Origin of the sequence: Solimonas soli DSM 21787 (genome assembly GCF_000474945.1) — a bacterium.
GTDB classification, from domain to species: Bacteria; Pseudomonadota; Gammaproteobacteria; order Nevskiales; family Nevskiaceae; genus Solimonas; species Solimonas soli.
Map to the genome: position 1 here is coordinate 278969 of NZ_AXDW01000001.1, position 23807 is coordinate 302775.

24 protein-coding genes are annotated in these 23807 nt (G+C 68.2%); 6 read left to right on the forward strand and 18 right to left on the reverse strand.

What is annotated here, in order from left to right; all coding sequences use genetic code 11:
• Positions 1 to 31: 31 nt before the first annotated feature.
• From glmM to K344_RS19600, 16 genes are all read right to left on the reverse strand, one after another.
• A complete protein-coding gene (gene glmM / locus K344_RS0101325) occupies positions 32 to 1369 on the reverse strand; it encodes a phosphoglucosamine mutase (protein ID WP_028079164.1) in 1338 nt (445 codons plus the stop codon).
• Positions 1366 to 2202 (reverse strand): dihydropteroate synthase, encoded by an 837-nt coding sequence (folP, locus tag K344_RS0101330; RefSeq protein ID WP_028079165.1) that lies wholly within the window; start codon positions 2200 to 2202, stop codon positions 1366 to 1368. The genes glmM and folP overlap by 4 nt, the downstream gene beginning before the upstream one ends.
• 62 nt (positions 2203 to 2264) lie before the next feature.
• Positions 2265 to 4205, reverse strand: a complete 1941-nt coding sequence (gene ftsH / locus K344_RS0101335; protein WP_028079166.1) for an ATP-dependent zinc metalloprotease FtsH — start codon at positions 4203 to 4205, stop codon at positions 2265 to 2267.
• Positions 4206 to 4241: 36 nt separating this feature from the next.
• Complete coding sequence (gene rlmE, locus K344_RS0101340; RefSeq protein WP_028079167.1) at positions 4242 to 4871, reverse strand: 23S rRNA (uridine(2552)-2'-O)-methyltransferase RlmE; 630 nt, start codon at positions 4869 to 4871, stop codon at positions 4242 to 4244.
• A 63-nt stretch (positions 4872 to 4934) separates the two neighbouring features.
• A complete protein-coding gene (greA, locus tag K344_RS0101345) occupies positions 4935 to 5411 on the reverse strand; it encodes a transcription elongation factor GreA (protein ID WP_028079168.1) in 477 nt (158 codons plus the stop codon).
• 141 nt (positions 5412 to 5552) lie between these two features.
• The gene (gene carB / locus K344_RS0101350) at positions 5553 to 8786 is read right to left on the reverse strand and encodes a carbamoyl-phosphate synthase large subunit (protein WP_028079169.1); all 3234 of its coding nucleotides are present in this window, start codon (positions 8784 to 8786) and stop codon (positions 5553 to 5555) included.
• A gap of 20 nt (positions 8787 to 8806) precedes the next feature.
• Complete coding sequence (gene leuE / locus K344_RS0101355) at positions 8807 to 9454, reverse strand: leucine efflux protein LeuE (RefSeq protein WP_028079170.1); 648 nt, start codon at positions 9452 to 9454, stop codon at positions 8807 to 8809.
• A gap of 3 nt (positions 9455 to 9457) precedes the next feature.
• Positions 9458 to 10594 (reverse strand): glutamine-hydrolyzing carbamoyl-phosphate synthase small subunit, encoded by a 1137-nt coding sequence (carA, locus tag K344_RS0101360; RefSeq protein ID WP_028079171.1) that lies wholly within the window; start codon positions 10592 to 10594, stop codon positions 9458 to 9460.
• 117 nt (positions 10595 to 10711) lie between these two features.
• The gene (locus K344_RS19585; protein WP_051361757.1) at positions 10712 to 12157 is read right to left on the reverse strand and encodes a pyridoxal-phosphate dependent enzyme; all 1446 of its coding nucleotides are present in this window, start codon (positions 12155 to 12157) and stop codon (positions 10712 to 10714) included.
• A 47-nt stretch (positions 12158 to 12204) separates the two neighbouring features.
• Positions 12205 to 13293, reverse strand: coding sequence for a PA0069 family radical SAM protein (locus K344_RS0101370; RefSeq protein ID WP_028079172.1), 1089 nt, complete (start codon positions 13291 to 13293; stop codon positions 12205 to 12207).
• Positions 13294 to 13365: 72 nt separating this feature from the next.
• Positions 13366 to 14667 (reverse strand): amidohydrolase, encoded by a 1302-nt coding sequence (locus K344_RS19590; RefSeq protein WP_043113442.1) that lies wholly within the window; start codon positions 14665 to 14667, stop codon positions 13366 to 13368.
• Between the two features lie 43 nt (positions 14668 to 14710).
• Positions 14711 to 15205 (reverse strand): GNAT family N-acetyltransferase, encoded by a 495-nt coding sequence (locus K344_RS0101380; protein ID WP_028079173.1) that lies wholly within the window; start codon positions 15203 to 15205, stop codon positions 14711 to 14713.
• Between the two features lie 3 nt (positions 15206 to 15208).
• On the reverse strand, positions 15209 to 16003 hold the full coding sequence (dapB, locus tag K344_RS0101385; protein WP_043113443.1) for a 4-hydroxy-tetrahydrodipicolinate reductase: 795 nt from the start codon (positions 16001 to 16003) through the stop codon (positions 15209 to 15211).
• 86 nt (positions 16004 to 16089) lie between these two features.
• Positions 16090 to 17037, reverse strand: a complete 948-nt coding sequence (locus K344_RS0101390) for a DegV family protein (protein WP_028079175.1) — start codon at positions 17035 to 17037, stop codon at positions 16090 to 16092.
• A 25-nt stretch (positions 17038 to 17062) separates the two neighbouring features.
• Complete coding sequence (locus K344_RS19595) at positions 17063 to 17440, reverse strand: pyrophosphohydrolase domain-containing protein (RefSeq protein ID WP_043113444.1); 378 nt, start codon at positions 17438 to 17440, stop codon at positions 17063 to 17065.
• Positions 17433 to 18083, reverse strand: a complete 651-nt coding sequence (locus tag K344_RS19600; protein ID WP_051361758.1) for a CoA pyrophosphatase — start codon at positions 18081 to 18083, stop codon at positions 17433 to 17435. Before K344_RS19600 ends, K344_RS19595 begins: the two co-directional genes overlap by 8 nt.
• 45 nt (positions 18084 to 18128) lie before the next feature.
• Between K344_RS19600 and K344_RS0101405 the strand changes: the two genes are divergently transcribed.
• The 5 genes from K344_RS0101405 (at position 18129) to K344_RS19610 (ending at position 20421) form a co-directional block, all read left to right on the forward strand.
• Positions 18129 to 18584, forward strand: coding sequence for a PaaI family thioesterase (locus K344_RS0101405; protein WP_028079176.1), 456 nt, complete (start codon positions 18129 to 18131; stop codon positions 18582 to 18584).
• Positions 18581 to 19036: a PaaI family thioesterase gene (locus K344_RS0101410; RefSeq protein WP_028079177.1), complete on the forward strand. Its 456-nt coding sequence runs from the start codon at positions 18581 to 18583 to the stop codon at positions 19034 to 19036. The genes K344_RS0101405 and K344_RS0101410 overlap by 4 nt, the downstream gene beginning before the upstream one ends.
• Positions 19033 to 19302: a hypothetical protein gene (locus tag K344_RS19605; protein ID WP_043113446.1), complete on the forward strand. Its 270-nt coding sequence runs from the start codon at positions 19033 to 19035 to the stop codon at positions 19300 to 19302. The genes K344_RS0101410 and K344_RS19605 overlap by 4 nt, the downstream gene beginning before the upstream one ends.
• A 104-nt stretch (positions 19303 to 19406) precedes the next feature.
• Positions 19407 to 19724, forward strand: coding sequence for an SCP2 sterol-binding domain-containing protein (locus K344_RS0101420; RefSeq protein ID WP_028079178.1), 318 nt, complete (start codon positions 19407 to 19409; stop codon positions 19722 to 19724).
• Position 19725: 1 nt separating this feature from the next.
• A complete protein-coding gene (locus K344_RS19610) occupies positions 19726 to 20421 on the forward strand; it encodes a class I SAM-dependent methyltransferase (RefSeq protein ID WP_051361759.1) in 696 nt (231 codons plus the stop codon).
• Positions 20422 to 20445: 24 nt separating this feature from the next.
• On the opposite strand, the gene K344_RS0101430 is transcribed toward K344_RS19610, so the two are convergent.
• Positions 20446 to 22602, reverse strand: coding sequence for a TonB-dependent siderophore receptor (locus K344_RS0101430; RefSeq protein ID WP_028079179.1), 2157 nt, complete (start codon positions 22600 to 22602; stop codon positions 20446 to 20448).
• A gap of 210 nt (positions 22603 to 22812) precedes the next feature.
• On the opposite strand from K344_RS0101430, the gene K344_RS0101435 reads away from it, so the two are divergent.
• On the forward strand, positions 22813 to 23310 hold the full coding sequence (locus K344_RS0101435) for a SixA phosphatase family protein (protein WP_028079180.1): 498 nt from the start codon (positions 22813 to 22815) through the stop codon (positions 23308 to 23310).
• Positions 23311 to 23322: 12 nt separating this feature from the next.
• On the opposite strand, the gene K344_RS0101440 is transcribed toward K344_RS0101435, so the two are convergent.
• Positions 23323 to 23805, reverse strand: coding sequence for a DUF1249 domain-containing protein (locus K344_RS0101440; RefSeq protein ID WP_028079181.1), 483 nt, complete (start codon positions 23803 to 23805; stop codon positions 23323 to 23325).
• Positions 23806 to 23807 lie beyond the last annotated feature (2 nt).

Genomic DNA, 23807 nt, shown 5'->3' on the forward strand with positions numbered 1-23807 from the left:
GTTATCGCGTTTCGTGGAATCCTGGAAAAACTCAAGCCCGGGCCGCGTCGACGGCCGCGGCGAGCGACTGCGCGCTGCTCTGCGCGAGCGCCTCGTCGTCGGCTTCGACCATCACCCGGATCAGCGGCTCGGTGCCGGATGCGCGCAGCAGCACGCGGCCGCGCGCGCCGAGGGCGGCGACGGTGGCCGCTTCCGCATCGCGCACCGCGCTGCTGGCCAGCACATCGGCGGCCCTGCCCCGCACCGGCAGGTTGATCAGCACCTGAGGAAATCGGTGCATGCCGGCCGCAAGCTCCTGCAGGCCGCGCCCCTGGCCGACCGCGGCGGCCAGCACCTGGAGCGCGGTGACGATGCCGTCGCCGGTCGTGGTGCGGTCGAGACAGATCGTGTGGCCGGAGCCTTCGCCGCCGAGCATGCCGCCCGTCTCGCGCAGCAACTCCATCACGTAGCGGTCGCCGACCTTGGCGCGCCGGAATTCCACCTTCAGCGCTTCCAGCCCGCGCTCGAGCCCGAGGTTCGACATCTGCGTGCCGACCACCGGACCGCGCAATTCGCCGGCGGCCAGACGCGCGCGGGCGATGATGTAGAGAATCTGGTCGCCGTCGATCTCGTTGCCGGCCGCATCGACCATCAGGCAACGGTCGGCGTCGCCGTCGAGCGCAATGCCGAGATCGGCGCCCCACTGGTGCACCGCGGCCTTGACCGCGCCGAGATGCGTGGAGCCGCAACCGGCATTGATGTTGAGGCCGTTCGGGTGATCGCCGATCGCCACGACCTTCGCGCCGAGCTCCTCGAAGACCGCAGGCCCGACCCGGTACGCCGCACCGTTCGCGCAGTCGACGACCAGTTTCAGGCCCTTGAGATTCTTCTCGCCGAAAGTGCCCTTGCAGAATTCGATGTAGCGGCCCGCGGCATCGTCGATGCGCTTTGCGCGGCCGAGCTGGTCGGGCGCGACGCAATCGAGCGGCGCGTCGATCATGCGTTCGATCTCGAGCTCGATGTCGTCGCTGAGCTTGCCGCCGTCAGGACCGAAGAACTTCACGCCATTGTCGTGATGCGGGTTGTGCGAGGCGGAGATGACGACGCCGGCCTGCGCGCGCAAGGCGCGCGTGAGATACGCGACGCCCGGCGTCGGCAGCGGCCCGAGCAGATCGGTCTCGACGCCGGCCGCCGCGAACCCGGCCTCCAGCGCGGATTCGAGCATGTAGCCGGAGCGGCGCGTGTCCTTGCCGACCACCACCCGCGCACCGCTGCCATTCGCCAGCACGCGCCCGGCCGCCCAGCCCAGCTTGAGCGCGAACTCCGGCGTCATCGGCGACTCGCCGACCCGCCCGCGCACCCCATCGGTTCCGAAATACTGCCGGCTCACGTTTCCCTGGCTCTCCGCAGCGCGTGCGCGACGCGAATCGCGTCGGCCGTCGCCTGCACATCGTGGACGCGCACTATAGCGGCCCCCTGCCAGACGGCAATGGCCGCGATGGCGAGGCCGCCTGGCAGACGCTCGCCGACGGCGCGCCCGAGCAGCTGGCCGAGCATCGACTTGCGCGAGGCGCCGATCAGCAGCGGCACGCCGAGCGCGCGCAGCGCCTCGCCGTGCGCCAGCAAGGCGAGGTTATGTTCCAGCGTCTTGCCGAAACCGATGCCGGGGTCGACGCAGATGCTGGCGCGCGCGATGCCGGCCGACTCGCAGGCGGCGATGCGCGCGGCGAGGAACGCGCACACCTCGGCAACGACGTCGTCGTACCGCGGCGCGTGCTGCATGGTCTTCGGTTCGCCCTGCATGTGCATCAGGCAAACCGCGGCGCCGGTGTCGCGCACGGCCTCCATCGCGCCCGGCGTCCGCAGGGCATGGACATCGTTGACGAGTTCCGCGCCCGCGGCGCAGGCAGCGCGCATGACGGCGGGCTTCATGGTGTCGACGGAGACGACGACGTCGAGCTCGCGGCGGATCGCCTCGATCACCGGCACGACACGATCGATCTCCTCCGCCTCATCGACCGGCGCCGACCCCGGTCGCGTCGATTCGCCGCCAACGTCGATGATGCGCGCGCCCTCGCCGGCCATCTCGCGCGCGCGCCGCAGGGCCGCCGCCGGATCGACGTGCCGTCCGCCGTCCGAGAACGAGTCCGGCGTGACGTTGAGGATGCCCATGACCGCCGGCGCGTCGAGCGGCAGCGTGCGGCGCGGCAACTGGAGCTGCATGGCGGAGCGGACGCGGGGTGCCGGCGCAAACGACGAGGCCGGCTCGCGCCGGCCCCGGGACTTCAGGTCTGCTGGCTCGCCGGCTTCGGCGCACCGCCGGCCGGCGTCGGCGGCGCATCGGGCGCCGTCGCGGTCGGCGCGGCACCGCCGCCACCCGGCCGCGAACTGTCGCTCCAGCTCTCCGGCGCGCCCGGATCCTGGCCGGCCATGATGCGGCGAATCTGCTCGGCGTCGATCGTCTCGTACTTGATCAGCGCCTGCGACATCGTGTGCAGCTTGTCGAGGTTGCCGACGATGATGCTTTTGGCCTTGGCGTAGTTCGCCTCGATGATCTTGCGGATTTCCTCGTCGATCGTGTGCGCCGTCTCGTCCGAGACGCTCTTGGTCTGCGTCACCGACTTGCCGAGGAACACTTCACCGTTGTCTTCGGAATACGCCAGCGGCCCGAGCTTCTCCGACAGGCCCCACTTGGTGACCATGTTGCGGGCGATATCGGTCGCGCGTTCGATGTCGTTGCTCGCGCCGGTCGTGACCTTCTCCGGCCCGAAGATCACTTCCTCGGCGATGCGGCCGCCGAACAGCGAGCAGATCGACGAGTTGAGGCGCTGCTTGGTGTAGCTGTAGCGATCCTCTTCCGGCAGGAACATCGTCACGCCGAGGGCACGACCGCGCGGAATGATCGTCACCTTGTAGACCGGATCGTGCTCCGGCACCGACAGGCCGACGATCGCGTGGCCGGCTTCATGGTAGGCGGTCAATTTCTTTTCGTCCTCGGACATGACCATCGAGCGGCGCTCGGCGCCCATCATGATCTTGTCCTTGGCGCGCTCGAAGTCGTCGTGGTCGACCAGGCGCTTGTTGGCGCGCGCGGCGAACAGCGCGGCCTCGTTGACGAGGTTGGCGAGGTCGGCGCCCGAGAAGCCCGGCGTCGCGCGCGCGATGATCTCGGCCTTGACGTTGTCGGCCAGCGGCACGGCGCGCATGTGCACCTTGAGGATCTGCTCGCGGCCGCGCACGTCCGGCAGCGGCACGACGACCTGGCGGTCGAAGCGGCCCGGGCGCAGCAGCGCCGGATCGAGCACGTCCGGACGGTTGGTCGCGGCGATGACGATGACGCCTTCGCTGCCCTCGAAGCCGTCCATCTCGACCAGCAGCTGGTTCAGCGTCTGCTCCCGCTCGTCGTGGCCGCCGCCGAGGCCGGCACCGCGATGGCGGCCGACGGCGTCGATTTCGTCGATGAAGATGATGCACGGCGCGTGCTTCTTGGCCTGCTCGAACATGTCGCGCACGCGGCTGGCGCCGACGCCGACGAACATTTCGACGAAGTCGGAACCGGAGATCGTGAAGAACGGCACGCCCGCCTCGCCGGCGATGGCCTTGGCGAGCAGCGTCTTGCCGGTGCCCGGCGAGCCGACCATCAGCACGCCGCGCGGAATCTTGCCGCCGAGCTTCTGGAACTTGCCCGGGTCCTTGAGGAAATCGACCAGTTCGGACACTTCCTGTTTCGCCTCCTCGCAGCCGGCGACGTCGTTGAACGTGATCTTGACCTGGTCGGCGTTGAGCATGCGCGCGCGCGACTTGCCGAACGACATCGCACCGCGACCGGCGCCGCCGCCCTGCATCTGCCGCATGAAGTAGACCCAGACCGCGATCAGCAGCAGGATCGGAAAGGCGTTGAACAGCAACTGCAGGAGGATCGGCGTTTCCTTCGGCAGCGAGCCGCTGAACTTGACCTTGTTGTCGAGCAAGGTCCCGACCATCGCGCTGTTGTCGGTTTCCGGGCTGATCGACACGAACGGCGTACCGCCCTTCATCTCGCCGCGGATGATCGGCCCGTCGATGGTCACTTCGCCGACGTTGCCATCCTTCACCTGGGTGATGAAGTCCGAATAAGCGAGCTGCGACTGCCCACGCGCCGAACGCGACGAAAAGCTGTTGAACACCATCATCAGGACGACGAGGATGATCACCCACAGAAACAGATTTTTAGCCAGATCGTTCAACGTCGGGGGCCTGTCTGGAACACGTACGATGGCACCTTACACCGCACGGAAGTTGCGCGCCAGCAAATAAACTTCACTAGAGCGGGCACGGGATGCCTTGGGTTTGCGGATGGTCACGGTCTCGAAAGCGTCGCGCATCGCCTTGACGTAGGCGTCGAAGCCCTCGCCCTGGAACGCCTTGACCAGCAGCGTGCCTTTCGGCTTCAGATGCGCCTTGGCGAACTCGAGTGCCAGCTCGCCGAGATAGATGCTGCTCGCCTGGTCGGCGATGTCGACGCCGGACAGGTTCGGCGCCATGTCGCTGAGCACGACGTCGACCAGCTGGTCGCCGACCTTCGCCTCCAGCTGGTGCAGGACCGCGTCCTCGCGAAAGTCGCCGACGATGATGTCGACGCCCGGCACCGGATCGAAAGGCAGGATGTCGAGCGCGAACAGCTGGCCCTTGCTGCCGAGCAGCGGCCGGGCGTACTGGCTCCAGCCGCCCGGCGCGGCGCCGAGGTCGACGACGATCTGGCCCGGACGCAGGAGCTTGTCCTTCTCCTGGATTTCCTTGAGCTTGAACACCGCCCGCGAGCGATAGCCGAGCCGCCGCGCTTCCTGGACGTAAGGATCGGCTTCGTGTTCGGCAATCCAGCGTGCGGAGCTGGGACGACGTTTCTGGGTCATGGAGGCAACCGGCATGCCGGCTATCTGCGGGCGTTCAGGCGGACTTCAAGTCCGCCGCGCCCCTCAGAGGTAGCGGACCGCGACGACCTCGAGTTCGCGCACGCCGTTCGGCGTCGAAACCTGCACCACGTCGCCTTCGGTCTTGCCGATCAAGGCCTTGGCGATGGGGCTGTTGAACGACAGCAGGCCTGCCTTCACGTCCGCCTCGTCCTCGCCGACGATCTGGTACGTCGTCTCCTCGCCGCTGTCGGCGTCGGCCAGCTGCACCGTCGCGCCGAAGATGATCTTGCCGTTCGCCGACACCGCCGTCGGATCGATGATCTGCGCGTTCGACAGCTTGGCCTCGATTTCCTGGATACGGCCCTCGTTGAAGCCGTGCTGCTCGCGCGCGGCGTGGTATTCGGCGTTCTCCTTGAGATCACCGTGCGAGCGCGCCTCCTCCACCGCGGCAATGATTTGCGGGCGCAGCACGCTCTTGCGGTGGCGCAGTTCCTCACGCAGCCGGTCGGCGCCGCGTAGCGTCATCGGGGTCTTGCTCATCTCGATACCAGGCTGGGCAAAGGGCAAAAAGGACGCCGGCCGGCGTTGAGCCGACCCTGCGTCCGTCTGGGAATGACCAAAGATACCATCCCCTCCCCGCCGCGCCCACCCCTCGGGCGACGCGGCAGGGCGGGATCCGGCTCAGCGCAGGCCGGCGTGCAGCGTCTGCAGGCGGTTGACGTCGACCTCGTCGAGATGGTCCATCGCCACCGCCGCTGCCAGCGCGCCGGCGATGGTCGTGAAGTAGCAGACCTTGTGCTGGATCGCCGCGCCGCGGATCGAGCGCGATTCCTCGATCGACTGCTTGCCTTCGGTGGTGTTGGCGATGAACTGGATCTCGCCGTTCTTGATCATGTCGACGCAGTGCGGGCGGCCTTCCTTGACCTTGTTGACGCCCTGGCACTCGATGCCGGCCTTGCGGATCGCCGCCGCCGTGCCGTGCGTGGCGACCACCTTGAAGCCCTTGCTGGTCACCAGGCGCGCCAGCTCGACCGCCTTCTTCTTGTCCTGGTCGCGCACCGAGATGAAGGTCGTGCCGGAGCGCGGCACGGTCATGCCCGCCGCCAGCAGGGCCTTGTTGAAGGCCTCGCCGAAGTGCTGGCCGGTGCCCATGACCTCGCCGGTCGAGCGCATTTCCGGCCCGAGCAACGGGTCGACGCCCGGGAACTTGGCGAACGGGAACACCGATTCCTTGACCGAGTAGTACTTCGGCAGGATCTCGCCGGTGATGCCCTGCGCCTTCAGCGTCTTGCCGGCCATGCAGCGCGCCGCGATCTTCGCCAGCGGGCGGCCGGTCGCCTTCGACACGAAGGGGCTGGTGCGCGAGGCGCGCGGATTGACTTCGAGCAGGTAGACCTTGCCGTCCTGCACCGCGAACTGCGTGTTCATCAGGCCGACGACGTTCAGTGCCTTGGCCAGCTTGACGATCTGGCCGCGGATGTCGTCGAGCACCTTCTTCGGCAGCGAGTGCGCCGGCAGCGAGCAGGCCGAGTCGCCGGAATGCACGCCGGCTTCCTCGATGTGCTCCATGATGCCGCCGATCACCACGTCCTTGCCGTCGGCGAGCGCGTCGACGTCGACTTCGATCGCGTTGTTGAGGAAGCGGTCGAGCAGCACCGGCGAGTCGTTCGAGACCTTCACCGCCTCGCGCATGTAGCGCTTGAGGTCGTCATCGTCGTGGACGATTTCCATGGCGCGGCCGCCGAGCACGTAGCTCGGGCGCACGACCAGCGGATAGCCGATCCTGGCGGCGACCGACAGCGCCTGCTTCTCCGAGGTCGCGGTGCCGTTCGGCGGCTGCAGCAGGCCAAGCTTTTCGACCAGCTTCTGGAAGCGCTCGCGGTCTTCGGCGAGATCGATGGCGTCCGGCGTCGTGCCGATGATCGGCGCGCCGGCGGCTTCGAGCTGGCGCGCCAGCTTCAGCGGCGTCTGGCCGCCGAACTGCACGATCACGCCCTTGGGCTGCTCCAGCTCGATGATCTCCATTACGTCTTCGAAGGTCAGCGGCTCGAAGTACAGGCGATCCGAGGTGTCGTAGTCGGTCGACACGGTTTCCGGATTGCAGTTGACCATGATGGTCTCGAACCCGTCCTCACGCAGCGCCAGCGCGGCGTGCACGCAGCAGTAGTCGAACTCGATGCCCTGGCCGATGCGGTTCGGACCGCCGCCCAGGATCATGATCTTGTCGCGCGCGGTCGGCTGCGCCTCGCATTGCTCGTCGTAGCTCGAATACAGATAGGCGGTCGAGGTCGGGAATTCCGCGGCGCAGGTGTCGACGCGCTTGTAGACCGGACGGATGCCGTTCTTGTGGCGCGCACGGCGCACCGACTCTTCCTTGACGCCGAGCAGTCGGGCGAGGCGGCGGTCGGAAAAGCCGAGGCGCTTGTAGCGGCGCAGCTCGTCCGCCTCGATCTGGCTGATCTTCTGCGCGGCGATTTCGCTCTCGGTCTCGATCAGTTCCTCGATCTGCTCGAGGAACCAGACATCGATCTTGCTGAGCTTGTGCACATCGGCCACCGACAGGCCGGCGCGGAAGGCGTCGCCGACGTACCATAGGCGCGGGCCGCGGGCGATCGCCAGCTCGGTGCGGATGCGATTCAGCGCTTCGTCGCTGTAGCGGCCGTCCTTGGCCGGTTCGACCTGCGGATCGAAGCCGTCGCTGCCCACTTCGAGGCCGCGCATGGCCTTCTGCAGCGATTCCTGGAAGTTGCGGCCCATGGCCATCACTTCGCCGACCGACTTCATCTGCGTCGTCAGCCGTGAATCGGCCTGCGGGAACTTTTCGAAGGTGAAGCGCGGGATCTTGGTGACGACGTAGTCGATGCTCGGCTCGAACGAGGCCGGCGTCGAGCCGCCGGTGATGTCGTTCTTCAGCTCGTCGAGCGTGTAGCCGACGGCCAGCTTGGCGGCGATCTTGGCGATCGGGAAGCCGGTCGCCTTCGAGGCCAGCGCGCTCGAACGCGACACGCGCGGATTCATCTCGATGACGATCATGCGGCCGTCGTCCGGATTGATCGCGAACTGCACGTTGGAGCCGCCGGTGTCGACGCCGATCTTGCGCAGCACCGCACAGCTCGCGTTGCGCATGATCTGGTATTCCTTGTCGGTCAGCGTCTGCGCCGGCGCCACCGTGATCGAGTCGCCGGTATGCACGCCCATGGGATCGAAGTTCTCGATCGAGCAGACGATGATGCAGTTGTCCTTGCGGTCGCGCACCACCTCCATCTCGAATTCCTTCCAGCCGAGCAGCGATTCCTCGATGAGGACTTCGGTGGTCGGCGAGAGGTCGAGGCCGCGCATGACGATCTCTTCGAACTCTTCGACGTTGTACGCCACGCCGCCGCCCGAACCGCCGAGCGTGAAGCTCGGCCGGATGATCACCGGGTAGCCGATCTGCTGCTGGATGTAGCGCGCTTCCTCCATCGTGTGCGCCACGCCCGAGCGCGCCGAGCCGAGGCCGATCTCGGTCATCGCGTCGCGGAATTTCTGGCGGTCCTCGGCGAGGTCGATGGCATGCTCGTTGGCGCCGATCAGCTCGCAGCCGAACTTCTTCAGCACGCCGTTGCGCGCCAGGTCGAGCGCGCAGTTCAGCGCGGTCTGGCCGCCCATGGTCGGCAGCAGCGCGTCCGGACGCTCCTGCTCGATGATCTTGGCGAGCGACTGCCAGCGGATCGGCTCGATGTAGGTCGCGTCGGCCATTTCCGGGTCGGTCATGATCGTCGCCGGATTCGAATTGACGAGGATGACGCGATAGCCTTCCTGGCGCAGCGCCTTGCAGGCCTGCGCGCCGGAGTAGTCGAACTCGCAGGCCTGGCCGATCACGATCGGGCCGGCGCCGATGATCAGGATGCTCTTGAGGTCTGTGCGTTTCGGCATCGTGCGAACTCTTCTGAAAGCTAATTGGCCACGGCCGTTGCCAGCCGTGCACTGAAACCGAGGAACAGCGCCCCCACTCCGCCGGTCGCGCCCGCGCTCAGGCGGCGGCGCGCACGGAACGCCGCGGCAAGGCGGTGCCCGGAGAAAATCAGGGTGCTGAGATAGGCGAAGCTGGCGGCCTGCGCGATCGCGCCGAGCACGGCGAACGACAGCGCCGGATGGGCATAGCTGCGATCGACGAACTGGATGAAGAAGGACATGAAGAACAGGATGGCCTTCGGATTGAGCAGGCTGATCGCCAGCGCGCGGCGAAATGGATGCGGCGCCGGCGGCGGCAGATACGGCGTCGCCTCGCTCGCCGGAGCGCGGCGCCACAGGCGCCAGGCGCTGCGCAGCATGCCGAGGCCGAGCCAGGCGAGGTAGGCGGCGCCGGCCCACTTCAGGGCGAAGAACAGCTGCGGATAGGCACGCAGCAGCGAGGCGACGCCGGCCGCCGCCAGCACCATCAGCACGAGGTCGCCGACGAATACCCCGCAGGCGGCGCGGTAGCCGGTGCGCACGCCGTCGCGTGCCGCGACGCTCAGCACGAACATCGAATTCGGGCCGGGCAGCAGAACGATGATCACCACCCCGATCACGTAAGTGGCGATGTCGGTGATTCCCAGCATGGCTTACCGCCGCTCGGCCATCGAACGCACGAAGCGGTCGAACAGCTCGGCGACGTCGTGCGGGCCGGGGCTGGCCTCGGGATGGCCCTGGAAGCTGAAGGCCGGCGCGTCGAGCACGCGCAGGCCCTGGTTCGAACCGTCGAACAGCGAGCGGTGGGTGGCCACCACGTTGTTCGGCAGCGTGGCCTCGTCGACGGCGAAGCCGTGGTTCTGGCTGGTGATCATCACGCGGCCGGTCTCGATGTCCTGCACCGGGTGATTGGCGCCATGGTGGCCGAGCTTCATCTTCACGGTGCGGGCGCCGAGCGCCAGGCCGAGAATCTGGTGGCCGAGGCAGATGCCGAACAGCGGGATCATCTTCGCCAGGAACTCGCGCGCGGCGGCGATCGCGTAGTCGCAGGGCTCCGGATCGCCGGGGCCGTTGGCGAGCAGCACGCCGTCCGGCTTGAGCCTGAGCACCTCCGCGGCCGGCGTCTGCGCGGGCACGACGGTCACGCGGCAGTCGCGGTCGACGAGCAGGCGCAGGATGTTGCGCTTGACGCCGAAATCGTAGACGACCACGTGGTAGCTGCCGTCGGTCTTCTCGACCTCGCGGTTGGTCTCCAGCGTCCACGAACCGCGCGTCCAGGCGTAAGGCGCCTTGACCGACACGACCTTCGCGAGGTCCATGCCCTTCAGGCCCGGGAACGCCCGCGCCGCGTCAAGCGCCTTCTTCTCGCTGATGCGGCTGCCGGCCAGGATGCAGCCGTTCTGCGCACCCTTGTCGCGCAGGAGGCGGGTCAGGCGGCGGGTGTCGATGCCGGCGATGGCGACCGTCTTGTTCGCCTTCAGGTAGTCCCGGAAGTCCTGCGTCGAGCGGAAATTGCTGTGCCGACGCGGCGCTTCGCGCAGGACGAGGCCGGCGATGTGCACGCGGTCGGCCTCCATGTCCTCGGCATTGGTGCCGACGTTGCCGATGTGCGGGTACGTGAGGGTGACGATCTGCTCGCGGTACGAGGGATCGGTGAGGATCTCCTGGTAGCCGGTCATGGCCGTATTGAAAACGACTTCGCCGACCGTCTGTCCGTCACTGCCAATGGAAACGCCCTTGAAAACGGAACCATCGGCGAGGGCGAGCAGGGCCGGTTTGAAGTCGGTCATAAGCGTTCGGTTTCCAGGTGACGGATACGAAAACGGGGGCGATGAGCCCCCGCTTCGAATCTGGGCGCGAATTCTATACGAACTTGCCGCGCCGCAACACCTGTCACGCGATTTTCATCACAGCGGCACGCCCATCGCCTTGCCGATCTCCCAGATGTTCTTGTCGACGTTCTCGGCCATCACCACGATCACCGTCTGCTCCGCGCTCATGCGGGCCGCTTCCTGGCAGGCCCAGCCCAGCGCATACGAGGTCTGGATCGCCGGGATCACGCCCTCGTGCTTGCTGAGGTCGTAGACCGCGCGCTTGGCCGCCGTCGCCGAGCCCTTGACGTATTCCACACGGCCGCTGGCCTTCAGCCAGGCGTGTTCGCGGGTCGTGCGCGGATAGTCCATGCCCTCCATGATGGTCGCCGCGCGCTGCTGCTCGCGCATCGACAGCGCATGCGGCCCGGTCGGCTGCTGGGTCGGCGCCTCGAGGTAGTCCTGGCCTTCGACGCAGACCATGCGCGTGCCGGCGGCCTTGAGGAACGGCGGGAACAGGCCGACGGCGTCGGCATTGTCGCCGGCGCGCGCCACCAGGAGGTCCGGCGCCTTCTTGTTGATGCCGTACAGCTGGCGGCGGCACTCGCGCCCGGCGACTGCCGCGAATTCGAGGGTCAGCATCGGATACGGGTGCGGCGCCGCGTCGAGGCCCATGACCAGGAAGGTGTCGGCGCTGTTGGAACCCCAGTGATCCCAGGCTTCCTTGCGGACATCGCCGCTCTTCTTGCGGCCCATGCCCGATTCGGTGACGTTGGCGCCCATCAGCCACATGCGGAACACGTTGCCGGCGTGCAGCTGCATCTGGTCGCTGTCCATATAAATGATGGCGTTCAGACCCAGGCGGGCGGCGATCGCCGCCACCACCACGCCGCTGCGCCCGGTCGGGCTGAACGACACCAGTGTTTTCTTGCCCATGCGGCGGGCCAGCATGGCCTGGCCGAGCACGGCGGCGAGAAGATGCGAGGGCTGCGTATTGAGGTCCTCGCGCTTCAGATAGATGCGCGCGCCGCCGACCTGCTGCGAAAGGCGCGCGGCGAACTGCAGGGACGACGGATGGCCGGCGCTCTGGATCAGCTCGAGATCCAGCTCGGCGATGAAACGCGGGTCCCTGCGCACCGCCTCGTAGGCCTCGGCCACTTCGGCGAGCGGCTTGCGGAAGCGTTCCTCCTCGCCGATGCGGGTGTAGGCGGTGACCGGCGTGATCGCCTTGGCGCCGATGAACTCGATCTTGTCGCCCGCCGGCGCTTCCGCGAACAGCGGGTCGCCGGCCGCGAGCATGCGTCCCATGCTGACGATCTTGCGCCACTCCTCCGAGCGCAGGCTGCCGGGAATCTGGGCGTGCACGAAGCGGGCCTGCTCCAGGAACGCATCGACCTTGCGCGTTTCGTAGTACAGCTCGGCGAGACGCAGGCGCAGGTCGAGCAGCTGTGGCCGCTTGGCGACCTGCTGCTGCAACAGTTTTTCGAGATCGTCGTAGAACGCCCCTGCGTCCTGACTTCCCGCATCCTTGCTGGCGGTCACTGTTGCTCCTCGAATTGGTCTGCCGCCCAGTATAGGGGCCGCTCCGATCAGAGCGCCAAGGCGAGCTGATGGCCGCTCGTTTCCGGCACCCGAAAGGCGTCGCAGCGCAGCGACGGCAGGCCGCGGCCGGCATAGCCGAGGCGCCGGCAGGCGATGCGGAAACGCTGCTCGATGACCTGCACGTAGGCGCCCTCGCCCTTCATGCGCGTGCCGAAGCGCGGATCGTTGAGACGGCCGCCGCGCATCTGCTCGACCAGGCTCAGCACATGCGCCGCCTTCAGCGGCACGTGCGTGTCCAGCCATTCCCGGAACAGGTCCTTCACCTCGTGCGGCAGCCTCAGCATGCCGTAAGAGGCCTGCCGCGCGCCGGCCTCGCGGGCGGCGCCGAGAATGGCCTCGAGCTCGGCATCGTTGACGAACGGAATCACCGGCGAATACAGGACCGTGGTCGGCACGCCCGCGTCCGCCAGCATCTTCAGCGCGCGCAGGCGCGACGCGCCGGAGGCCGCACGCGGCTCCAGCGTGCGCTTCAGCTCCGGCCGCAGCGTGGTGATCGACAGCGCGACGTTGACGAGACCGTCGCGGGCCAGATCGCCGAGCAGGTCGAGGTCGCGTTCGAGCAGCGCCGCGCCCTTGGTGACGATGCCGACGGGATGGCGGAAGCGCACCATGACCTCGAGCAGGCTGCGCGTGATCTTCAGCTCGCGCTCGACCGGCTGATAGGGATCGGTGTTGGCGCCGAGCGAAATCGTCTCGCAGCGATAGCCCGGCTTGCGCAGCTCCGCTTCGAGCAGCGCCGCGGCGTCCGGCTTGTAGAACAGCCGGGTCTCGAAATCGAGGCCCGGCGAGAGGTTCAGGTAGGCATGGCTCGGCCGCGCGAAGCAGTAGATGCAGCCGTGTTCGCAGCCGCGGTAGGGATTGATCGTCTGCGTGAACGGCAGGTCCGGCGACTGGTTGCGCGAGATGATGCTGCGCGCCTGATCGACCTGCAGCGTGGTCTTCGGCGACGGCGTGGACTCCTCGTCGAGCAGCCAGCCGTCGTCGAATCGCTCGCGCCGCGCCGCTTCGAAGCGCCCTTCGGGTCGCGATGCCGTACCGCGGCCCTTGAGTTTTCGTTCTTCGTGGCGATCGCCCATGGTCGCTTGCCTCATCGCGCGCAGAGGGCCGGGATTGTCGCGAGGGCCGGGCTCAGGTGCCGAGCCACGCGCTCACCGGCCGTGCAGATAGTCCCAGCTGAGGCGCGTCAGCGCCTCGACGCCGGTCTGCAGGGCCGCCTCGTCCATGGAGAAACGCGGCGAATGATTGGCGCCGACGCTGTCCGGATCGGCGCCTTTCGGACGCACGCCGACGAACAGGAACAGGCCGGGAATCTCGCGCGCGAAGAACGAGAAATCCTCGGCGCCGAGCATCGGCCGCGCCTCGAACAGACGCTCGCCGAAGGCGCGGCACAGGGTCGGCAGCATCTTCTGGGTCAGCTGCGCATCGTTGACGGTGACCGGGTAGGCGTGGCGCTCGCTGATGTGGACCTCGGCGCTGGCGCCGGAGGCCTGCGCGATGTCCTGCGCCGTGCGCGTCACGCGCTCGTGCAGCTGGCGGCGCATGTCCTCGTCGAGCGCGCGCAGCGTGCCCTTCATCTGGACCTGGTCGGGAATGATGTTGTCGCGCACGCCACCCTCGATCTTGCCGATCGTGACGATGGTCGGCGCCCTGGTGACGTCCATCTGCCGGCTGGGAATCGTCTGCAGGCCGAGTACGATCTGGCTCGCCACGACGATCGGATCGATGCCCTGCCACGGCGCTGCACCGTGCGTCTGCCTGCCCTTGACGACGATGCGCAGGTCGTCGGCGCTGGCCATGACGCCGCCGGCCCGGTAGCCGACCGTGCCGACCTCGTACTGCGAGAACAGATGCAGGCCGAAGATCGCCTCGGGCTTCGGGTCCCTGGCGAGCACGCCTTCCTTGACCATCAGCTGCGCACCGCCTTCCTCGCCGAGCGGCGCACTCTCCTCGGCCGGCTGGAAGATGAACTTCACCGTGCCCGGCAGTTCCTCGCGCTTGGCCGCGAGCACCGCGGCGACGCCGAGCAGGATCGCCATGTGCCCGTCGTGGCCGCAGGCGTGCATGACGCCGACCTCGCGGCCGTCGTAGTTGCCGCGCACCGTCGACCTGAAGGGCACGTCGACCTCCTCGGTGACGGGCAGCGCGTCCATGTCGGCGCGCAAGGCGATCACCGGCCCCGGCCGGCCGCCGCGCAGCACCGCGACGACGCCGGTATGCGCGACGCCGGTCTGCACCTCGAGCTTGAGCGCGCGCAGCTTCCCGGCCAGGTACTTGGCCGTCGCGAACTCGCGGTTCGACAGCTCCGGATGCTGGTGCAGGTAGCGCCGGTCGGCGATCACCGCCGGCGCGACGCCGTCGATCAGCGGCGTCAGCTCGTCGGCGGCGTGCGCCGGCGCCAGCGGCCCGGCCGCGGCGAGTAACAGGAACAACGAGGCGCGGGGCAGACGCATGGCGGGCGGCCGGTCGAGCCGCCACGGCGGCGGCCCGCCCGTTCTACCGCGACTCGGCGGTCCGCGCCAGACGCTGCAAGGCTGCGCCGCTGACGCGGTTGATGATCCATTCGCGCTTCAGCTCGGCACCGAGACTGTCGTAGAAACGGATCGCCGGCTCGTTCCAGTCGAGCACCGTCCATTCGTAGCGGCCGCAGCCACGCTCGACGCCGATGCGGGCGACTTCCGCGAGCAGCCGCTTGCCGATGCCGAAGCCGCGAAACGCCGGCTGCACGAACAGGTCTTCGAGCCAGATGCCCGGCTTGCCGACGAAGGTCGAATAGTGGTGGAAGAACAGCGCGAAACCGGCCGCCTCGCCGCCGGCCTCGGCGATGATCGCCTCGGCGTAGGGCCGCGGCCCGAACAGGTGCTCGCGCAGCGCCGCCTCGGTCGCCACGCATTCGTGCTCGAGCTTCTCGTACTGCGCGAGGGCGCGGATCAGCGACAGCAGCAGCGCGCAGTCTTCGACCGCCGCCGCGCGCAGACGAACGTCGGCCATCGATCAGGAGCCGAGCACGTCGCGCATGCTGTACAGGCCCGGCGCGCGGTCGCGCAGCCAGACCGCGGCGCGCACCGCGCCGTTGGCGAAGTTCATGCGGTTGGAGGCCTTGTGCGTGATCTCGACGCGCTCGCCGTCGCCGAGGAACATCACCGTGTGATCGCCGACGACATCGCCGCCGCGCACGGCCTGGAAGCCGATCGTGCGGCGCTCGCGCGCGCCGGTGTGGCCGTAACGCTCGTAGACCGCCACGTCCTTGAGATCGCGGCCGACGCCGCGGGCCACCGCCTCGCCCATCATCAGCGCGGTACCGCTCGGCGCGTCGACCTTGTGGCGGTGATGCGCCTCGACGATCTCGACGTCGAAGTCGTCGCCCAGCGTGCGCGCCGCCTGCTCGAGCAAGGACAGGCAGAGGTTCACGCCGATGCTGAAGTTGCCGGCCATGACGATCGGAATCCGCTTCGCCGCCGCGGCGATGTCCGCCTTCTGCGCGTCGCTGCAGCCGGTCGTGCCGATCACCATGCGCTTGCCGGCGGCGACGCAGGCGGCGAGCGCCGCCATCGTGCCTTCCGGCCGCGTGAAGTCGATCAGCACGTCGAACTGCGCGGCGGCGGCGGCGGGATCGGCGGAGATCGTCACCGCGCTGCCGGCGGCGACCGGCTGGCCGATCGCGGCATGGCCGTCGCGTTCGAACGCCGCGCCGAGCTCGGCCTGCGCGCTGGCGGCGACGGCGTCGGCGACGGCGCGGCCCATGCGGCCGGTGGCGCCAAGGATGGCGATGCGGGTAGTGGTGCTCATGACGGATGCGACGCTGGAGAAGCGAGCACGGCCGCTCGCGGGCCGCATAGCTTAGCGATGCCCGCCGACGCGCGCAGCCCGCGCGCTCAGACTTCGATCTCGTGCGGCTCGGACGCGAAGCCGATGCCGAGAGCGCCTTCGCCGACGTTGATGCCGCCGGTCACGCTCATCATGCTCTCCAGCACTTCGACGCCGTGCTCGTGGCAGATCCGCACCAGCTCGGCGTAGCCCGGCAGCGCGCGCATCTCGCGCAGATCGCCGCCGTAGCTCAGCACCAGCGTCGGCGTCAGCAGGCCGCCGCTGCGGATGCGCTGGCCGACGAAGCCGAGCACCTTGGCGCTGGCATCGTCGAAGTGACGCAGCTTGGCGACCGGCCGCGTGTCGTTGCGATAGCCGCGCAGCACCGGCTTGATGTCGAGCACCGTGCCGAGCGCGGCGCCGACCCAACCGACGCTGCGGTCGCCCTTCTTCTGGCCGCGCACCCGCAGGTAGTGCAGGTCGCGCGGAATCATGTAGCCGTAAGTGTTCTGCACGATGTACTCGACGCGCTCGCGGATCTTGTTCGGATTGCGCTGGCCTGACTCGATCAGGCGCACCACTTCGACCGCGCTGACCGCCTGCGCCGAAAACAGGTTCTGCGTGTCGATCACGCGCAGGGCGAACGGGCCGGGCACGCCGGCCTGGGCGCGGATCGGCTTGTAGTCGTTGAGGATCGCGAACGAGGCGCGCGTGGCGTTGGCGTGGATCGGGCTGCGGCTGCTGGCGATCGTCAGGCAGAACACGAAGTCGTAGTCGATCACCAGCTTCTGCAGGAACACGTCGCGGATCTGCTCGACGCTGAACGGCGACGAGCCGGCGTCGCCGTCGGCGCCGAGATGCTCGTTGTAGAAGTGCAGCGTCGTTTCCGGATCGCGCTGATCGACCAGATCGTGGCCACCGAGATGAATCGTGATCGGCAGGATCTGGATGTGGTGCTTTTCGATGAACTCCGGCGGCAGATCGCACGCCGAATCGACCACTACGCCGATGCGCATGGCGTCTCCTCCCTGATGTACGGCCTTAAGGTTGGCCTTGTTTTTCCATGCGCTTGGCTTCTTGCCAGCGCGCTTCCATCTGCTCCAGGCGTCGAGGATCGCCCATCGGCGGCAGCGCTTCAAGGCCGGCCCGCACGTGCGCGAAGCGGCGCGCGAACTTGTCGTTGGCGCCGGCGAGCGCGGCCGGCGCGTCGACGCCGAGATGGCGCGCGAGGTTGACCGCCATGAACAGCAGATCGCCGAGCTCGTCCGCGGCGCGCAGAGGGCCTTGCGCCGCGGCTTCGCGCAGCTCGGCCGATTCCTCGGCCAGCTTGTCGAACAGCTCCTCGAGATGGCGCCAGTCGAAGCCGAGCGCCGCCGCTTCCCGCTGCAGGCGCAAGGCCTCGCGCAGCGGGTCAGCCATGACGCATGCGGCCGGCCAGATCCCAGAGCATGCCGGCGGTCGCGCCCCAGACGCGGTACTGCCGCCAGTTCAGCTCGTAGAACGGCACGTTGATGCCGTCGCGGCTGAGCAGCTTGCGTTCGAAGTTCTCGCGCCGCGCGATGTGCGCGAACGGCACTTCGAAGACTTCCGCGACTTCGTTGTCGTCGACGCGCAGCTCCGGCGCGCCGTCGATCAGCCCGACGACCGGCGTGACGAGAAAGCGGCTCAGCGTCGGATAGTCATCGAGATAGCCGAGCACCTCGACGCGGTGCGGATCGATGCCGACCTCCTCCTGTGCCTCGCGCAGCGCATTGTCGACCGCGGTGACGTCGCCCGCGTCCCTGGCGCCGCCGGGAAAGGCGATCTGGCCGCTGTGCGAACGCAGGTTCGCCGAGCGCACGGTGAGCAGCACGGCCAGCTCCGCGCCGCGGCGGATCACCGGAATCAGCACCGCCGCCGGCCGCAGGCTGGCGCGCAGCGTGGCGGTCCACAGCTTGTCGAGCGCGGCCGGCATTTCCATGGTCGCCACCGGCCGCGGCGTCTCGAGGGAGGTGTCGCGCAGCGCGTCGCGCAGGCGACGCTCGAGCTCGAGCGCGGACGGCAGGGTTTCGGCGGAAGTCATGCGGGCATTTTAACGAAGATGCCGGCACATCCCTAAAATGCGCGGATGAACCCCACGCCATTCCACGAACTGCTGCGCCGCGACTTTCTCGAGCTTTCGCCGCACATGCGCGAATGCGGGCTGCGGGCCACGGCGGTCGACGCGCACGGTGCGCTGGTCACGCTGCCCTATCGCGAGGACTGGCTCGGCGACAGCGAAAGCGGCCGCCTCAATCCCGGCATCATCACCGTGCTGGTCGACAGCTGCGCCGGTCTCGCCGTGCTGGCCAGCATCGGCGCGCGCGAACCGGTCGCCACGCTCGACCTGCGCATGGACTACCTGCGTCCCGCGTTCCGCGGCGGCGACGTGCAATGCCGCGCCAGCTGTCTGCGTCTCACCGCCAGCATCGCCTTCGTGCGCGCCACGGTCTGGCAGGAGCGCGAGGACGAGCCCTTCGCCACCGCGCAGCTGGTCTTCATGCGCACGGCGGCGGCGCGTCCGCCGACCGGAGCCGCGGCATGACGACGGTCAGCAGCGCCTGGTCCGAGGCGCGGCGCAGCGCCCGCGAGCACGGCGACTACCGGCCGCTGGTGGCGCTGATTCCCTACGCGCGCTTCCTCGGCATGCGCGCCGAGACGCACGAAGGCCGGCTGCGCCTGCGCCTGCCCTTCCGCACCGCGCTGGTCGGCAATCCGAACCTGCCGGCCTGGCACGGCGGCGTCACCGCGGCGTTCATGGAAAACACGGCGCTGCTGCACCTGCTGCTGCAGCTCGACGAGCATCGCGTGCCGAAAAGCATCGACTTCGCGATCGACTACCTGCTGTCCGGCCGCCCGCAGGATCTCTACGCCGACTGCAGCATCTCGCGCCTCGGCAGCCGCGTCGCGCAGACCCAGATCCGCTGCTGGCAGAGCGATCCGGCCAAGCCGATCGCCGTGGCGCGCGCGCATTTCCTGCTCTCGGTCAGCGCGTGAACCGGGCCGGCTGGCACAGCTTCCGCGAACTGGACGCCGCCGCCGGCCGCGACAAGGGTGCGGCGTTCCGCGTCTTCAAGGCCCTGCGCCCGCACTATCGGGAGGGCGTCGACTACGTCGTGCTGGAGCACGCGGCGGACGCCGCGGCGATCGCCGCCCTGCGCCAGGCGGGTCGCATCTACGCGAGCAGCGTCAACGTCGTGCTCGCGGGTCCGGCGCTGGCGGCCGCCATCGCCGGCGCGCTGCGCGCCGCTGCTGCGCGTTAACAAGCCCTGGTCGAAGCGGCGCTTCCCGCCTCCTCCGTTTTCGGGTTGTGCCGGGCGGGCGCCACGCTTACGATCGGGCCTCCTCACACTTTCTGGAGCGTTTCATGTCTGCCGCCGCCGATCTGCTGAAGAAGCTGCCCGCCGCCTTCAACGCCAGCGAGGCGGGCGGTACCGATTGCACGATCCAGTTCAACTGCTCGCAGCCGGTCCATGCCGTCATCAAGAACAGCGGCTGCCAGGTCGTCGACGGCACCTCGAACGCCGCCGACGTCACCATCACCATGGAAGACGACGATCTCGTCGCGCTCATGAAGGGCGAGCTCAACGGCATGACGGCGTTCATGACCGGCAAGCTGCAGGTCGAAGGCGACCTGATGCTGGCGCAGCGCCTGCCGGCGCTGTTCGACTCCAGCAAGCTCTAAGTTGTCCGCCGCGCAGGACCCCGCCCCGGACGATGCCGTCCGGGGCTTTTCATTTGCGCTGGAGAACGGCGCGGACGGTCTGCAGCTGCACGCCCGCCATCATCCCGACTTCAAGCCGCTGCGCTGCGACTGGACGGCCGCGGAGACGACACGGCGCATCGCCGCCGGAAAAAAACAATTGCTGGCGCGCGCCGTCGGCCTGCACAAGCGCGCCGATCTCAGCGTGCTCGATGCCACCGCCGGCCTCGGTCGCGACGGTTTCACCCTCGCCGCACTCGGCGCGCGGGTGACGATGATCGAGCGCCAGCCGCTGTTCGCCGCCCTGCTGCGCGACGCCCGCGAACGCGCGCTCGGCGATGCGCGCTGGCACGACGCCGCGGCGCGCACCGAACTGGTCGCCGACGATGCCCTGCACGTACTGCGCGGCGAACGGTACTGGGACGTCGTCCACCTCGATCCGATGTACCCGCACCGCGGCAAGCAGGCCCTGCCGCAGAAGGAAATGCAGCTGCTGCGCGAGCTGACGTCCGGCGACCCGGACGCCGATGCCCTGCTCGAGCCGGCGCTGCGCCGTGCGCGCCAGCGCGTGGTCGTCAAGCGGCCCTCGCACGCGCCCTTTCTCGCCGGCCGCGCGCCGAGCTTCCAGCTCGACGGCACGCAGGCGCGCTACGACGTCTATCTCGTCACTGCCGCGTAGCGCCCGCGCGGGAATGCGCGGCGCTCAGAATTTCCAGTCGAAGCCGGCCACGATATTGCGCGGCGCGCCGTAATAGCCGATCTGGTACAGGCTGGTGATGTACTTCTCGTCGGTGAGGTTGTTGACGTTCAGCCGCAGCGTCAGTTCGTCGAACAGCACGTAGCGGACGAAGGCGTTGAGGACAACATAATCGCCCTGGCGGATCTTGGCGCCGCCGTTGTATTCGTCGACGTGGCTGATGTCGCTCTGCCAGCGGCCGCCGAGGCCGAGCGTCAGCGCGGTGGCCCCCGGCACCTTGCTCGACAGCTGCAGGTTCACCGTGCGGCGCGGCACCCAGTCGTAGGTGTTCCGGCCATCGTCGCCATGCAGCTGCAGGGCCGTGAAGCCGAGCACCAGATCGACGTACTCGTGCGGCTTGCCGTCGATCTCCAGCTCGAAGCCCTTCGATTCGACGTCGACGCCGCCATAGTACGAAGTGCCCGTATCGTCGACGCCGATGTAGGTCGCCAGATTGTCCTGCCGGGCCACGAACCAGGCCAGCGTCGTCAGCAGGCGCCTGTCGAGCAGATCGGCCTTGAGGCCGGCTTCGTAGTTCACGCCCTTCGACGGATCGAGATAGTGATGCTCGATATCCGTCTGGTCCTGCGGCTGCTCGATGTCCGAATAGCTGGCATAGGCGAGCAGCTGCCGGGTCAGCTGATAGCTCAGGCCGGCGTAGGGCGACAGTTTCTCCTCGGTCTGGTCGAACGGTCCGCCATAGACGTTGTTGCCGTCGCGGTGGTACTGCGCCCAGTTGAAGCCGAGCACCGCCTTGAGATCCGGCGTCAGGCCGATGCGCGCGGCGCCGTAGGCTCGCGTCAGGCGCTGCTTGGTCGTGCTGTAGAAGCTGCGCGGGCCCCACGCCGGCTCGGGGAATGTGTTGCCGGCGTAGGGGAAGGCCGGCAGCGGTCCCCAGTTGGGGTCGCTCAGCGGCACCGCCATGTTGTCCATGTCGGCCTTGCTGTACGACTCGCCGAGGCCGACGATCAGCTGCTGTTCGAGCCCGAAGAGTTCGAATCCGCCGGCGAGGTTCAGATCGGCGAGGTGGGCGCGACTGTCGTTGGGATAGCGCCCGGGATTGCCCAAAAGCCCGGTGTTGTCCGCATTGAGCCCGCCTCGGGTGAACACGTAGAACAGCTTGGCGTCCTCGCCGAAGTCGCGGAAGTTGTAGCTGAGCTTGAGTTCCCAGCGCTCGGCGAGCGCATAGCTGTATTCGGCGAAAGCGGTCTGGTTGGTGTCGTCCCAGGTCGTCCAGTCGAGCGCGGTCGAAGCGCTGCGCGGGAATTCCGCCTGCGTGCCGTCGCGGTAGGCCAGCACCAGCGCGCCCCACATCGCCCCGTCGCTGTTGGCCTGCTGGTGCGAGTATCCGAAGGTCAGCGTCGAGCGCTCGCCGATCTGCCCGTCGATCACGCCATACAGGAACGTGCGGCGGTTGCTGAGCCCGCGCAGGTACGAGTCCTCGTCCTCGGCGGCGGCGGCGACGCGGCCGGCCCAGCGGCCATCGGCGCTCAGCGGTGTCGAACCGTCGATTTCGGCGCGCTTGAAATCCCAGGAGCCCAGCGATTCGCCGATGCTGAAGCGCGCGTCGTTGGTCGGCCGCTTGCGCACATAGTTGATCGTGCCGGCGGCGTTGCCGACGCCGGTCAGCAGACCGTTGGCGCCGCGAATCACTTCGAGCTTCTCGTAGCCGAACGCATCCATCGCGCCGGACACGATGCCCCAGTCGTTCGGCATGCCGACGCCGTCGATCTGCGTGCTCTTGATCTCGAAGCCGCGCGCCAGGTAGTTGGTGCGGTTGGTTTCCCATTCCTCGACATTGATGCCAGTCGCGAGGCGCAGCGCGTCATTGAGGTTGTTTGCGCCGAAGTCCTCCATCTGCCGCCGGTCGACGACACTGATTGACTGCGGCGTCTCGGCGACGTCGAGAGCGAGGCCAGTGGCGCCCTTGCTGGTACGGTCGGCGCGTTTGCCGACGATGAGAATCGTCGCCACGGTCCCCTCGTCGGTCGCGACCTGAGCGCCGCCGCCGGCCGCGGCCGCATCGGCCGCGGCGCCGTCGCTCGCCGCGATTTCCTGGGCCTGCGCAATGCCGCCGAGGCCAAGGCCGAGCACCGCCAACGCGCTCCTGAGTACGCAACGCATGACTTCGCCATCTCCCGCGGTCGTGAACCGGCCGCGCGAGCGCAGCCGATCAGATGTTAATGAGATATATTATCATTAATATTATTGAATATCGCAATAGCCCGCCGCATCCGCCGTGCCGCGCTGCGGAGGTCATCGTGGTCGGCACGACGCCGCCGACGCGGCGCGTGTCACTGGAACGGCTGCCGGCGGATGCGGAATACTCGCGCCATGCGCCAGCTCACCGTCGTCCGTCATGCCAAGTCGTCCTGGGACGATCCAGGACTCAGTGATTTCGAAAGGCCGCTCAATGATCGCGGGCAGCGCGATGCGCCGCGCATGGCCGTGTGGACGCGTCAGGCGGTCGGCGTGCCGGATGCGATCGTCAGCAGCCCGGCGCTGCGGGCGCTCACGACGGCACGCCTGTTTGCCGTCACGCTCGGCATCGACGTCGATCATCTGCTGATCCAGAACCGCGTCTACGAGGCTTCGCTGCCGACGCTGCTGCGCATGGTGCGGGGCTTCGACGATCGGTACCGGCACATCATGCTGTTCGGCCACAACCCGGGACTCAGCGAACTGGTGCATGCCCTCGCCCGCTGCCCGTTCGACCAGCTGCCGACCTGCGCGGTCGTGCAGATCGAGTTCGGCATCAAGCAATGGTCCGAGGCGGCCGAACACGACGGCCACTTGCTTCGCTATCAGTTTCCGAAACAGCTGCGCGATTGAAGCGCCGCGCCTTCAGGCCGGCGTCGCTTCCAGTGCCGGCGTCACGCCGAAGCGGTGGCCGCGGTCGAGCAGGTAGCTGAGCCATTTGTGCAGCAGCAGATTGCGCTTCCACTGCGCGGAGAGAAAGGCGTGCGCGGCGGGATCGGCATCGTCCTCCGCCTGCCAGGGCGGGCGCTGGCTGCATTCGAGCGCCTCGGCGACCATCGCGTCGCGGTACAGACGCACCCACAGGTCGGGCTGGCGGCGCACGCCCTCCTCGTCGGTGAATTCGTAGGTGAGCCGCACCGTCTGCGTGTAGCGATCGCGCTCGACCAGCTGCAGGTGCAAGGGACAGTCGTGCTCGCTGTGCGAAACGACGCTCTGCTTCGGCTCGTGCGTGTCCAGTTGCGGCAGCAGGCGCTGCAGCATGCGGTAATTCCGCTCGTAGAGCTCGAGCAGATGAGCAATGCGCCGCGGCTTGCCGCAGCAGGGACATAGGTGCGTAGTAGCCTGCATGG